This is a genomic window from Granulibacter bethesdensis, from assembly GCF_001889525.1.
GTDB lineage: Bacteria > Pseudomonadota > Alphaproteobacteria > Acetobacterales > Acetobacteraceae > Granulibacter > Granulibacter bethesdensis_C.
This window is the reverse complement of record NZ_CP018192.1, coordinates 2,379,535-2,392,545: the sequence shown is the minus strand read 5'-3', so window position 1 is coordinate 2,392,545 and position 13,011 is coordinate 2,379,535. Positions and strand designations below refer to the sequence as shown.

The following is a 13,011-nucleotide window of genomic DNA, read 5'->3' as shown; positions in this document are numbered from 1 at the left end:
GGGGTGCCGCTGGTTGTGGTCCAGCCGGATCAGCTCAGCCAGAGGCGGGGAAGCCGGGCCGGCCCATGCATCACGGTGGCGCGCAGGATGATGATTGCCTCTTCCACCCCCTGTCTGACGGCTGTGGCAGAGCCGATCAGACGGCCCAGCAGAAGACCGGGACGCGGAACAGTGACGCCCTTGCCGGTATCATCCTGCCATTTTTCTCGCAACAGATCCCGATATGCGGCAGCATCCGGGGTTGCCAGCACGACTGTGGCCATGGCCGGATGACGGTTCAGTCCGAACGGATGGTCCAGCACGCGCGCAGGCGGGTCCGGAAGGCGGAAATTGTCCGCCCAGAGCAGTCTGCCATCCCGCCATAGCCGCCATTGATCGGAGAAATGGCCACTCAGAAATGTTTCCTGATGCGCGGTCCGCCCGAAAATGATGGTTTCGGTGGCCAATAATCGGGCATCGGCGGCCAGCGAGATATTCATCCGGCGGCGCAGTCTGGCCCCGTTGAACAGGATCGTTTCCTGCGGCAGCCATTCCAGCGCCGCTTCCGGTCCGACAGTCAGGGTGTTGCTGATGTCGGTATCCGGGCCGAGCGAGCGGTAGACTTTCTCTGCCGCTGCTGTGCAGAGGGTGGCGCGGGCCTGCGCATCCAGCGTCATTGTGAAAGAGAGCCGGTCGCCTCCGGCCAGCCCGCCAGCGATGTTGACCAGAGCTGCGACCGGAGCTTCATCCGCTTCCGGCATGGGCAGAAGCACGCGCAGAGGGGCTGCCTGATGCAGGTCAGCCAGCCGGGTACGGCTGTCATGATGGCGAAACCGGATTGCGGCATGACCATCGGCCCGCTGGTGGCGGGGGGAGTCTGCCTGATCAGGGTGCTTCCCGCCCGTCAGCGGAGCAGCCCGCTATCCCGCAGATGGCTGACGACCTGCTCGGCCAGAAGCTCCGGGTCCTTGCCGAAAGCTTCCAGATGCACCTCCGGGCTTTCCGGTGTTTCATAAGGGGCGTCGATGCCGGTGAAGCCGGTGATTTCCCCTGCCTTGGCCCGTGCATACAGCCCTTTCGGATCGCGGCGGGCGCATTCGTCGATCGGTGCATCCACGAAGACCTCGATAAACGCGCCTTCCGGCACCAGTGCCCGTGCCGCCGCGCGATCAGCCGCATAGGGGGAGATAGCGGAAACCAGCACGATCAGCCCTGAATCATGGAACAGGCGTGCTACCTCAGCGATACGGCGGATATTCTCGCGCCGATCGCTCTGGGAGAAGGAGAGATCCTTGTTAAGCCCGTGCCGCAGGTTATCGCCATCCAGCAGATAGGTGTGGCACCCCTGGGTCAGCAGCTTCTGTTCCACCAGATTGGCGACGGTCGATTTCCCGGCGCCGGACAGACCGGTGAACCACAGCACAGCGGGGCTGTGCGCTTTCAGTGAGGAGCGGGCTGCGGTATCCAAGGTATGACGATGCCAGACCGCGCCTTCCGTGGCGGCGGCGGCACGGACCATTCCGGCTCCGGCTGTTGCATTGGTGATGCGGTCGATCAGGATGAAGCCGCCCAGATGGCGGGTGACGTCGTAGGATTCGAACGGTACAGGCCGGTCGAGAACCAGCTCGATCTTTGCGACCTCGTTTTGCATCAAGCGCTCGCCTGGTTCTTCTTCCAGCGTGTCCACATCGATTTTCGCGCGGATCGCAGCAACCCGTCCGCCCAAGGTCAGTGTGCCGATTTTCACCAGAAAAGCAGCGCCGGGCAGTAACGGGGCTTCCTGCATCCAGACCAGATCGGCTTCCAGCCGATCGGCACTGGGAGGGATGGAATCAGCAGCGCTCAGTACATCCCCGCGTGAGGCGTCGATTTCGTCTTCCAGAAACACGGCGACGGCATCACCGGTGCGGGCTTCGGCCAGATCACCGCTCATGGTGGCGATCCGGGCCACCCGGCTGGAGGCTCCGCCGGTGACGTTGGTGATCTGATCACCGGGGCGCAGCACGCCGCTGGCAAGGGTGCCGCCGAAGCAACGTCCGCCACCCTGCGGGCGCAGAACAATCTGTACCGGCATGCGGAAGGGATGGCTGGTTTCTTCCGGCTCGATCTCGACGGTTTCCAGATACTCGATCAGGGCCGGACCGCTGTACCAGGGCGTGTTTTCGCTCGGGCCGGTGATGTTGTCGCCCGCACGGGCAGAGAGAGGGATCGCCACGACATCCCTGAAATTCAGGCGGTCGGCGAAGGTGCGGAACTCGTTTTCAAGCTCGCGGAAACGCTCCTGATCGTAGCCGACCAGATCGATCTTGTTGACCGCCAGCACGACGTGACGAATCCCGAGCAGGGAAGCGATGGTGGCATGACGCCGTGTCTGCACACGCAGCCCGCGCCGTGCGTCACACAGCATCACGGCGACCTGTGCAGTGGAAGCACCGGTCGCCATGTTCCTGGTGTATTGCTCGTGGCCGGGGGTATCGGCGACGATGAAATGACGACGAGCGGTAGAAAAAAACCGGTAGGCAACGTCGATGGTGATGCCCTGCTCACGCTCGGCCAGCAGCCCGTCCAGCAACAGGGAGTAATCAGGATCATCCGCTGAGCGCCCGCGACGTATGCTGTCGCGCACCATCGTCTCGATCTGATCCGGCGGAACGCTGCGTGTATCATGCAAAAGACGCCCGATCAGCGTCGATTTGCCATCATCCACACTGCCGCAGGTTAAAAACCGCAGCAGACCGCCGGAGCGGGCCGAAGAAGCGGGGGGGGGCGGGGGCTGGCTCAAGTCATCTCTCCGGGCGGATCAGCGTGTGGATGTCGGATTGATCCGGTCATCCCGTCAGGTGGCGCGTGTTATCGCTGGAATCACCAGCTTGTCTAGGGAGACGAACAGGCTTTGCCTGTGGGGCAAGGCCTCCCATATTGCATGGCATCCTTTAAGGTGCCCCGATAGAGGGTGTCTCATGAGAGTCTGAAGGGGAGGAGGCAGGCAGAATGGCCGATCAGAACACTGGCTGCGGCTGTGGCGATCATGCACCGTCATGCGGCGATGACCGCTGGCAGGACACGTTAACCCCGGAGCAATATCGCATCCTGCGTCAGCATGGCACGGAACGTCCCGGCACCAGCCCGCTCAATGATGAAAAACGGCCAGGCCTGTATGCCTGTGCCGGTTGCGGGCAGGTATTGTTCGATGCGGCGACGAAGTATGACAGCGGCTCTGGCTGGCCCAGCTTTTTCCAGCCGCGGGAGGGCGCGGTGGCCACCACGACGGATACCAGCCACGGCATGGTTCGCACCGAAGTCCATTGCAGTCAGTGTAACGGACATCTCGGCCATGTTTTCCCCGATGGGCCGCGTCCTACCGGTCTGCGTTACTGCATGAACGGGCTTGCTCTGAGTTTTCAGCCTGCATCAGGCTGAAAAGCACGGGGACTGGCGGAATTCCTGTTCACAGGGTTGCGAAATATGTCGTCTCGCGGTGTCCTGACCCTCCTGCGATGGTTGAGGACACTGCCTTCCCATGACCGATTCCCCCAACACCGACCCCGCTTTCCCGCCCCTGACCGACCTGCCGGAGACAGATCCTTGGCCGGCCCATCCTTCCCATGAAAGCGAAGAGGAAGGCGGCGGCGCAAAAGGGATCAGCCGTCAACTGGCGCTGAAACATGGCGACTGCTTTCTGGTGGCAGACCAGATGGGCGACATGCATGGCGACGATGATGGGTTTTTCGACAACGATACCCGTGTTCTGTCGCGCTTCCGTCTGATGATCGGGGATCGCTCTCCTTCCTTGCTCGGGGCTGCGGTCAGCTATGACAATGTCTATGCCACCACCAATATGACTAACCGCCCTCTGCCGCCACTGGGTGGGCAGTCCCTGCCGGAAGGGGTCATTCTGGTGGAGCGCCGCCGGTTTCTGTGGGATCATTGTCTTTACGAGCGCATCACGCTGGTCAATTTCGGGCAAACGCCCGCCACGGTTCCAATCGAACTGCGTTTTGCAGCCGATTTCCGCGATATGTTTGAAGTGCGTGGATTACAGCGGGTTTCACGCGGGCGTGTGATGCCGCCGGAAATCAATCATGGTATGATGCGTTTCGCCTATCAGGGCCTGGATAAAATCAACCGGGTGACGCTGATCAGTTTCTCGATTCCTCCCGCCAGGCTGGAGCCGGGGCAGGCGGCGTTTCTCTTTCATCTGGAGCGGGAAGGGCGGATTGAGCTCTTTATGGAAATTGGCCCGCAGGCTGATGCTTCTCCCTCACGGGAAAGGTTTCGCAAGGCAGCTGCACGTGCGCGTTGGGCCATGCGGGCGAAGCGCCGTCGCGCCGCTGAAATCGACACGCCCAGTCGCATGTACCGCCAATGGATTGATCGGTCTGCCGCTGATCTGGCGCTGCTGACGACCGATTTGCCGACCGGTCCCTATCCTTATGCCGGGATTCCATGGTTCTCGACGCCATTCGGGCGTGATGCGGTCATTACTTCCCTGCAGAGGCTCTGGCTTGATCCGGGCATGGCGCGGGGTGTGCTGACTTTTCTGGCCAGCCATCAGGCAACAGATACATCCAGTTTTCAGGATTCCGCGCCGGGCAAGATCGTGCACGAGATGCGGCATGGAGAGATGACCACGCTCAAGGAAATACCGTTTGGTCAGTATTATGGCGGTGTCGATACCACGCCCCTGTTCGTGGTGCTGGCAGGTTCCTATGCCGATCGGACCGGAGACATGGCGCTGATCGACACTTTGTGGCCCGCGCTGATGGCGGCCATTGCCTGGGTTGAAGGGCCGGGAGATTCCAATGGCGACGGGTTCCTGGACTATGCCCGTGGTGAGGAAAGCGGACTGGCCAATCAGGGCTGGAAAGACAGTTTCGACAGCGTGTTCGGGGCTGATGCCAAATTCCCCCAGGGGCCGGTGGCATTGGTGGAGGTGCAGGGCTATGTGCATGCCGCCTATCTCGCCCTTGCCAGCCTGAGCGAACGGCGTGGTCTGACCGAGGATGCCGTGCGCTGGCGCACCAAGGCGACCCGTCTGAGAGCGGCCATTGAAGACAAGTTCTGGATGGAGGATCTCGGCTGCTACGGCATCGCCTTGGACGGGAATGGGGAGTTGTGCCGGGTGCCGGCCTCCAATGCCGGGCATCTGCTGTACACGGGGGTTCCATCGCCCGAGCGGGCGGCCCGGCTGACCGGCTTGCTGTCCTCGCCTTCTTTTAACAGTGGCTGGGGTATCAGGACCCTCGGCACGACGGCGCCGCGATATAACCCCATGTCCTATCACAATGGTTCGGTCTGGCCGCATGATACGGCGTTGTGTGTGGCCGGGATGGCCTCTTATGGCGAACGTGACGTTGTTTCCCACATCACGCGCGATATGTTCGAATCGGCCGTTCATCTGGGAATGCGGCTGCCGGAATTGTACTGTGGTTTCCCCCGCAGCCCCGGAGAAGCGCCCATCAGCTATCCGGTGGCCTGCCTGCCCCAGGCCTGGGCGGCAGGATCGGTGTTCATGATGTTACAGGCTTGTCTCGGGCTGCGTATCAATGGCTGGAAGAAGGAAATTACGGTGGACCGGCCCACTCTGCCCTATGGCCTTGATGTCCTGCATCTGAAGCGTTTGCAGCTGGGGGATAGCTTCGTCGATCTGACCTTCCAGCGGGTAGGCGATCGCGTGGTTTGTCTGCCAGGTGCAAACAGCCGCGCTGTCGTCAGCATCGTGACCCGATAGCAAAGTGGCAGGCGCGGACGAAATGCATGATGAATCCTCGGCCCGGCGCGCGCTGGTGGATGCGTGCCGGGCCATGACTTCTTTGGGAATCAATCAGGGAACAGCCGGGAATATCAGCCTGCGTTGGGGAAACCGGATGCTGATTTCCCCCTCCGCGATTCCTTATGACGAAATGATGCCCGATATGGTCGCTTCCATGCCATTGGATGATGACGCTGGCAGGTGGGAGGGGCCATGCAAGCCATCGACAGAATGGCGTTTCCATCATGGTATCCTATGCTCACGGCCGGAATTCGGGGCCGTCCTGCACGCGCATCCGGTGTTCTGCACCGCGCTGGCTATGGCGCGACGGTCTATTCCACCCTGTCATTATATGATCACCTGCTTCGGCGGAGATGACATACGCTGCGCTCCTTATGCAACATTCGGTACGGCAGAATTGGCTGATCTGGCCCTCTCTGCTCTGGATGGGCGCAAGGCCTGCCTGCTGGCCAATCATGGCATGGTGGTCTGTGGCAATGATCTGCGTCAGGCATTGTGGCTGGGGGTGGAGCTGGAAACGCTGGCCAGGCAATACTGGCACAGCCTTCAGATTGGGGGGCCAGTTCTGCTTTCTCCGCGAGAACTGGCAGAAACCCGCGCTCGTTTCCAAGGGTACGGACTTCAGGAAAAACAGAAGCCCTAAGCTGTAAGAACAGTTTCCGCAAAGCGTGAACTCTGTATGATTCTGACTTCAACCGACCCCTCACAAGGAGTGAAAAATCATGGCGTCATCCCCCGAACTGACCCTTGAACCCCTGCCCCCCCATCTTCAGGATGATTATCTCCGTCTCGCCGTCCGTGAGATCGGGGAATGCCTTGCTGATCTGGGACGCGTGCTGGCGCAGGGTGCTCGGGAAGATAATGTCGGCACCCGTGGATCAATTGCGGCCGGGCTTGAGCGGGCTGCGCGGCATATTAGAGGAGAGCGAGAAGTCGTTCGTTAAAAGCCTCTGATGGCCCTGTTTTGATCCCGAAGTAATATAAAATTATTAAGCAGGGCCAAATTTTTTTTTAGATTTTGTTGGTTATCGATTTTAAAACTATTTTCCTACAAATATAAAAATTTTATCTATTTAAATAATATTTTGTCAGGTTTTTTTTCAGATAAAGTTATCATTGATGGAATAAAAACCCAATTTTAAAAAAATGTGATTAAAGTAACAAATATAATTAATTATAATAAAAATCAATTTACCTAACAAAACTCAATTTAAGGTTGCAAAAGCTATTATGTTTCCTTTAATCGGAATATCAAATGCGGTTACAGGTTAACCCTACAATCACGTACTGTGGTCATTTTCCTGCCAGGATATCATATGTCAAAGTAAATAATTTTTCCTTACTTTTAATAGTTTCTACAATCATACGGATAAATAAATTTATTTTCCAAAACGGTTGGATGTATTCGCAAAAAAATCTACATAAACAAACACAGTGAAGATTTTTATTTTTTGAGGTATTGCTATGTCGATTGATCCTTCTGTTATGTGCCATTGTGGTAGTGGGTTGCGAGCGGTCCGTTGTTGTTTGGTTGAGCCGGTTTCAATGGTGGCAGCCAATAGCGCGGTTTATCTGGCCCCCACGACCGAGCGGGCACGTCAGGCATTTAAAATAGGCAATGCCGCCGTTGCTGAAGAGCTCAGCCTGGCCGTTCTGGATTTGTCCCCTTATGACCCAGATGCGCTGTTAATGTTAAGCCAGATCCGTCTGGCCCAGAATAATCATAGCGCTGCCAAGGCGCTGCTTTCACGTCTGGTGAAGGCCAATCCTAATCTGGCCGTTCAGCTGACACAGCTGGCCAGGCTGCATATGGAAGTCCGTGAACTGAAAGATGCGGAGCGGGTTGCACGCATGGCGATCCGTGCGGATCCCACTCTTGCTGACGCTCATAATGTGCTGGGGATGATCCTGAGTGAAGCAGGTGAATTGATCGGGGGGGAGGCATGCTATCGGCATACGATCGCCATGATCGACCAGCCCGATGCGATCATTCTGGCCAACCTCGGATGGAATCTGACGTTGCAGGGGCGTTTCGAGGAAGCTGCCAATTCCTATGAGCAATCTCTCAGCCTTGCTCCTGATGTTCCACAGACTGTCATCGGTCATGCCCTGCTGGAAAGAAAAGCTGGACGACTGGAAAAAGCTCGGGACATCCTGTCCCAGGCTTATGAAAAAGCAGGAGAAAACCGCTTTCTGGCTGTTCAATATGCGGCTGTTCTCAATGAACTTGGTCTTGCGGCCCAGGCTCTGGATATTGTGAATGCCCTTCCCGGGGAAGATATCACCCGCAGCTTCTTTGAGTGGAAGGAGCGCGGTAACATTCTTTACGGGTTGGGTCGTTATGAAGACGCTTTTGCAGCATGGCAGGAAGGTGGGCGTGCTCCGGATGCGCCGCTGGGGGTTGGGCCTGTCGGGTTGGGTGGTTATGTCGAACGTCTTAAAAGCTTTTTTACCGCTAACAAACTGGGATTGATCAGCCCCGCTGAGAAAGAATTCGACGGTGGTATACAGCCGATCTTCGTAGTGGGAGCTTCTTCCCAGGTAACGGCTCCGTTCGGAAAATGGATTGCCTCAGCTATTTCGGCATCAACCATTGCATTGGGGCCGTTGCTCTCCAGCCTGATAGAGCGCCTGCCGGAAATGGTGGCATCGCCGTATGCCTATCCGGAGGCCTTGGCTGATCTCTGGATGGCTGATCGTGTCTCAAGCCTGAGAACGCTCAGGGAAAAGCTGCAGGGCCATTTCCGCTCAGTCCAGGCGCAGGGACAGGACAAAAGCAATTGGATCGTGAATATTGATCCCCTTGATGAAACACAAATCGGCCTGATCGCTCTTCTTTTCCCATATGCGCCGATCATTCATCTTATCGATCACCCTCTGTCTTCTGCGGTGCGGAAATTTGCTTCCAGCACGCCGGTGTTGCTGGAATATGACGGGACGATTGAAGGTGCGGCTGAATATGTCAAAGCAATGTCAGACATTGCTGAACATATGCGCAGCAATTTTGTCCTGAAATATCTGCCGGTCAAAATTTCGGATTTGCTGCAGAACCAATCCATGGCCTGTGAGCGGATCACTAATTTCGTCAGCTTCGAACCTGTCTACGGTCGACAGCATTCCCTTACTCTTCCTCCGATGATCGGATATGAGCCATTTTCTGCTCATCTGGCGGAAGCCTCTAAAATCCTTTCCAGCCTGATCGAGGCGAGAGGATTTGAGGCTCTTGTGAGCGAACCCAGCACTGCAAATGCCAATGTCTGATTTATCCATAGCGCCAGATCAGGTTTCTCTAGGCGTTGCCGAGATTTTCGAGGCTGCAATCCGGCATGATGAAGCCGGGCGGATTGACAGAGCCGAAAGCCTTTTGCAGACAATTCTGAAGCAGCATCCGCACCATGCGGATGCCCTGCATCTGATGGCTGTTATTTCTTATAAAAAAGGAAATATGCAGCAGGCATTGGCTTATGCAGAGCAGTCCATTCTCTGCGGGGTTAATACCCCTCTTTACATTCGCAATATATGCGAATTCTACCGGCTCTGTGGAAAGTTGGATGAGGCGCTGGTAACCGCCCGGCGGGCAGTCGAACTTAATCCAGGAGATGGTGAAGCACTTCATAATCTGGCGATTGTGGAAATGGATGCCGGGCTCAATGCAGAGGCGCAGAAGAGCTTTCGAGCGGCATTGTCAATTGTGCCTGATATGGCGGGTGCCCATTTCGGCCTTTCTGAAGCCCTGCTTCAGAATGGAGAGTTCAGGGAAGGGTGGGAAGAATACGAATGGAGATTCCGTATTCCTGATGCAGCACCCCCTATTCCTTATACAGATAAACCTCAATGGGATGGATCGCGGTTCGAAGGGGATGAGACACTTCTGCTGGTCGCAGATCAGGGATTTGGCGATGCCATCCAGTTTGGTCGGCTCATTCCCCGTGTTCTGGAAAGGTGCTCGAAAGTATCTGTAGGATGCAGTCCGGAGCTCAAGCCTCTTTTGCAAATGATATGCCCGGAAGCACGTTGTTTCGTTAACTGGAATGACACCGGTGACTATAAGGCGTGGCTACCTATTACAGGACTGCCACGTATTTTTGATATCACGCTTGATAATATTCCAGATCGTGTTCCCTATCTGTATGTCGATGAGGAAAAAAAAGCAGCCTGGTCGGCAAAGCTGGATAAAATACTGCCCCGTCGTTTCAAAAGAATTGGCATTGTATGGGCTGGCCGACCGACACATAAAAATGACTGGAAGCGTTCTGTACAGCTGAAGGAATTCGAGGCTCTAGCTAACTGCCCGGATGTTGCCTTCGTGATTTTGCAGAAGGGGCCATCGCAGTCGCAGGTGGGTGAATTTTATGGGGTTGCGCCTGTGGTGCATCTCAGTCTCGAAGTCAAAAGCTTTGAAGATACCATGGCGATTATGGCCGGGTTGGATCTGGTCATTAGTATCGACACCTCGGTGGCGCATCTGGCTGGTGCGATCGGTGTGCCTTTATGGTTGATATTGCCTCATGTCGCTGAGTGGAGATGGTTGATTGGTCGGGATACATCCCCTTGGTATCCGACTGCGCGTCTGTTTCGTCAGTCAGATTGCGGCGACTGGAAAAGTGTTTTTGAACAAATGCGCCTTGAACTTGGTTCGCTGAAAATAAAATCGTAATACAACCATATCAAAAAGCAAGATTTTATGATCAAGAATAATCTATGCTGTATTATAGATTCTATTGAAGGGGGCCTTGTAAAGGGGTGGGCTCATGATCCGGCCGCCCCGAATTCTTCATTGAAGGCTATTATTGTTTTGGATGGGCAGGAAATACAGCGTATTACCTGTGATGAATCGCGTCCCGACGTTTCTGCTGCGGGTTTCCCTCACGCACTGGTCGGATTTACAATTAGTGTCCCTGGCCGTTTTAGAGACGGAGAAACTCATTATTTTGAAATGATGACAGAAGGAGGGATCTCCGTCCCGCTTTTGTGGAACAATGTACTGAACGCTTCTGTTTCTTTTCAGATGAGCTGGGTTCCCGAATTCAGAAGTTCTATTGATGGTTATCAGCGTGGTGCTTTCCGGGGCTGGATTCTGGAAAATACAGCGGAAGATCCGAAACAATTCGTTGGTAATTCCCAGCTGCGCGTGGAATGTGAAGGACAGACAGTCGCTCTGCTGCGTGCCAATCGTTATCGCAGTGATGTCGGGCGTGCGCTCAGTGCGGATCCACGTTGTGGTTTCGAATACAGGCCTGTCTTTCCAGTTGCCAAACCATTCAGTCAGACATTCCGTTTTTTTAAAATGCCGGAAAATATCGAGCTGGATGGCAGTCCGTATGTGACGTCTATTCTGACCGATAAGCAGGAAGCAAGTATTGTCGAAATATCTGATATGGTTGCAAATTTGCACCGTCAGTTGACGGCATTACGAACCCAAATTGAAGATCTGCTTCCAACGTATCGATATAATATTGATGATTATGATACCTGGGCAAGAAAATATACGAAGGCTCTTAATGATTCTTCGATGATCCGTCTGGATTCGCGGCGTAAAACTGCTCCGCTGGTCAGTATAATTTGCCCTGTCTACAAACCGCGCCTGTCTGATTTTGCTCTGGCTGTCGAGTCTGTCATCGCGCAGACATATCAGAATTGGGAATTGATACTGATTGATGATTGCAGTGGAGAAGCAGATTTAAAGGATATGCTGCACCAGTTTGCGCAGGCTGATTCCCGTATCCAGCATCTGGCCACCCGAAAGAACAGTGGGATCAGCGAAGCCAGTAATCTGGGCCTCAAAGCTGCCAATGGCAACTGGATCGCATTTCTTGACCATGATGATCTTCTTGAGGCCAGCGCACTGGATATCATGATTGCCGCCGCAGAGGCCACGGGTGCGAAACTGCTTTACAGCGACGAAGATAAAATTGACGATAGTGGGTTTTTCAGAGATCCGGCCTTCAAGCCGGACTGGAACTATCGTCTTTTACTTGAGGTAAACTATATCTGTCATTTCGTTCTTGTGCAGCGAGATGTCATCAATAGTGCAGGTCCTTTCAACAAGCAGTTCGATGGTGCGCAGGACCATGACATGCTGTTGCGGATTGCGGAACGTCTGGAACCATCGGAAGTATTCCATGTTCCCGAAATTCTGTATCATTGGCGTATTACACCCGGTTCAACTGCGGGCGATATCGGTGCAAAGCCATATGCGATTGAAGCAGGGCTTCAATGTGTGTCGCGGCATCTGGAGCGCCGCGGTCTTAAGGCAGATGTGTCAACCAGATATGGAATGACACTTTACAAGATTGATTGGAAAACGAATAACAGCCCGAGTGTCAGTATTGTCATTCCTTTCAAGGATCAGATTGACGTTACGCTGAATTGTATCAAAAACATTATCGAAAAAACTCATTATACCAATTATCAGATTGTGTTGGTTGATAATTGGTCTACTGATCCGAATATATCACTTTTGCAGGATTATGTCTCAGCACATTCCAATATTAAAATAATCCGGCAGGAAATACCGTTTAATTATTCCTTGCTCAATAATATTGCCTGTGCGTCTTATCCTGCAGACTATTATGTATTTTTAAACAACGATTTATTTGTCCTTACCTCTGATTGGCTATATCGACTTGTGGCAGAGGCAGAAGTTGACCCTCGGGTTGGGGCGGTCGGTGGAAAATTTGTTTATCCGAATGGCACCATTCAACACGGCGGCGTTATATTGGGTATAGGTGGGGTGGCGGGGCATGTGCATACCGGCTTACCTGGCGATGAAGGTGGATATGGAGGAAGGGCCAATTTTACACAGGAAATGTCGGCCGTGACAGCAGCCGGTATGCTGGTAAGGGGTAAGGCATTTCATGAAATTGGCTGTTTTGATGAAGCAAAGTTGGCTGTTGCGTTCAATGATATTGATCTTTGTCTGAGATTAAGGGCGGCGGGTTATACAATTATCTATACCCCTGAATTTTTTGCAGAGCATCATGAGTCCCTGAGCCGAGGGGATGATGTACGCCCAGCTCAGGAGCGCAGATTTTTCAAGGAAACCCAAATCATGCTGGAAAGGTGGGGAGAGGTGTTACGTCATGATCCGTTCTTTAATCCGCACTTTTCGACCAGCATGCAGCCCTTTCATGCACTTAATGATCCGGAACCTGTGATCTGGCACTGGCTGGAAAGTATTTCAGCCAGAGATATTATGAAAAGACGTTCTGTTCTCTCTGATTATTCTAAAATTGTGATTAATATTTAATTTAGGTCTG

General features: G+C 54.3%; 9 protein-coding genes. 7 read left to right on the top strand and 2 right to left on the bottom strand.

The features are described from left to right. Positions 1–29 precede the first annotated feature (29 nt). Complete coding sequence (locus GbCGDNIH6_RS10745) at positions 30–752, bottom strand: urease accessory protein UreD (RefSeq protein ID WP_157692422.1); 723 nt, start codon at positions 750–752, stop codon at positions 30–32. Between the two features lie 131 nt (positions 753–883). Beyond that, on the bottom strand, positions 884–2,761 hold the full coding sequence (cysC, locus tag GbCGDNIH6_RS10740; RefSeq protein ID WP_081370105.1) for an adenylyl-sulfate kinase: 1,878 nt from the start codon (positions 2,759–2,761) through the stop codon (positions 884–886). A gap of 209 nt (positions 2,762–2,970) precedes the next feature. On the opposite strand from cysC, the gene msrB reads away from it, so the two are divergent. The 7 genes from msrB to GbCGDNIH6_RS10705 all read left to right on the top strand — a co-directional run bounded on the left by msrB (position 2,971) and on the right by GbCGDNIH6_RS10705 (position 13,001). Further along, on the top strand, positions 2,971–3,399 hold the full coding sequence (gene msrB, locus GbCGDNIH6_RS10735) for a peptide-methionine (R)-S-oxide reductase MsrB (protein ID WP_072563879.1): 429 nt from the start codon (positions 2,971–2,973) through the stop codon (positions 3,397–3,399). A gap of 100 nt (positions 3,400–3,499) precedes the next feature. Further along, positions 3,500–5,710 carry an amylo-alpha-1,6-glucosidase gene (locus GbCGDNIH6_RS10730; RefSeq protein WP_072563877.1) on the top strand — a complete coding sequence of 737 codons (2,211 nt, stop codon included), beginning with the start codon at positions 3,500–3,502 and terminating at the stop codon, positions 5,708–5,710. Positions 5,711–5,732: 22 nt separating this feature from the next. Continuing rightward, positions 5,733–6,395, top strand: coding sequence for a class II aldolase/adducin family protein (locus GbCGDNIH6_RS10725; RefSeq protein WP_072563875.1), 663 nt, complete (start codon positions 5,733–5,735; stop codon positions 6,393–6,395). A 79-nt stretch (positions 6,396–6,474) separates the two neighbouring features. Next, entirely contained in the window at positions 6,475–6,696 is a 222-nt protein-coding gene (locus GbCGDNIH6_RS10720) for a hypothetical protein (protein WP_011632856.1), read from the top strand. 601 nt (positions 6,697–7,297) lie between these two features. Further along, positions 7,298–9,013, top strand: a complete 1,716-nt coding sequence (locus GbCGDNIH6_RS10715; RefSeq protein WP_025287457.1) for a tetratricopeptide repeat protein — start codon at positions 7,298–7,300, stop codon at positions 9,011–9,013. Continuing rightward, positions 9,006–10,409 (top strand): tetratricopeptide repeat protein, encoded by a 1,404-nt coding sequence (locus GbCGDNIH6_RS10710; protein WP_025287456.1) that lies wholly within the window; start codon positions 9,006–9,008, stop codon positions 10,407–10,409. The genes GbCGDNIH6_RS10715 and GbCGDNIH6_RS10710 overlap by 8 nt, the downstream gene beginning before the upstream one ends. A 27-nt stretch (positions 10,410–10,436) precedes the next feature. Next, the gene (locus tag GbCGDNIH6_RS10705; RefSeq protein ID WP_081370103.1) at positions 10,437–13,001 is read left to right on the top strand and encodes a glycosyltransferase family 2 protein; all 2,565 of its coding nucleotides are present in this window, start codon (positions 10,437–10,439) and stop codon (positions 12,999–13,001) included. Positions 13,002–13,011: the final 10 nt, after the last annotated feature.

Excerpts from the sequence above, each read along its gene's own strand:
- msrB (WP_072563879.1), top strand. The coding sequence starts at position 2,971 with ATGGCCGATCAGAACACTGGCTGCGGCTGTGGCGATCATGCACCGTCA.
- GbCGDNIH6_RS10730 (WP_072563877.1), top strand. The coding sequence starts at position 3,500 with ATGACCGATTCCCCCAACACCGACCCCGCTTTCCCGCCCCTGACCGAC.
- GbCGDNIH6_RS10725 (WP_072563875.1), top strand. The coding sequence starts at position 5,733 with ATGCATGATGAATCCTCGGCCCGGCGCGCGCTGGTGGATGCGTGCCGG.
- GbCGDNIH6_RS10720 (WP_011632856.1), top strand. The coding sequence starts at position 6,475 with ATGGCGTCATCCCCCGAACTGACCCTTGAACCCCTGCCCCCCCATCTT.
- GbCGDNIH6_RS10715 (WP_025287457.1), top strand. The coding sequence starts at position 7,298 with ATGGTGGCAGCCAATAGCGCGGTTTATCTGGCCCCCACGACCGAGCGG.
- GbCGDNIH6_RS10710 (WP_025287456.1), top strand. The coding sequence starts at position 9,006 with ATGTCTGATTTATCCATAGCGCCAGATCAGGTTTCTCTAGGCGTTGCC.
- GbCGDNIH6_RS10705 (WP_081370103.1), top strand. The coding sequence starts at position 10,437 with ATGATCAAGAATAATCTATGCTGTATTATAGATTCTATTGAAGGGGGC.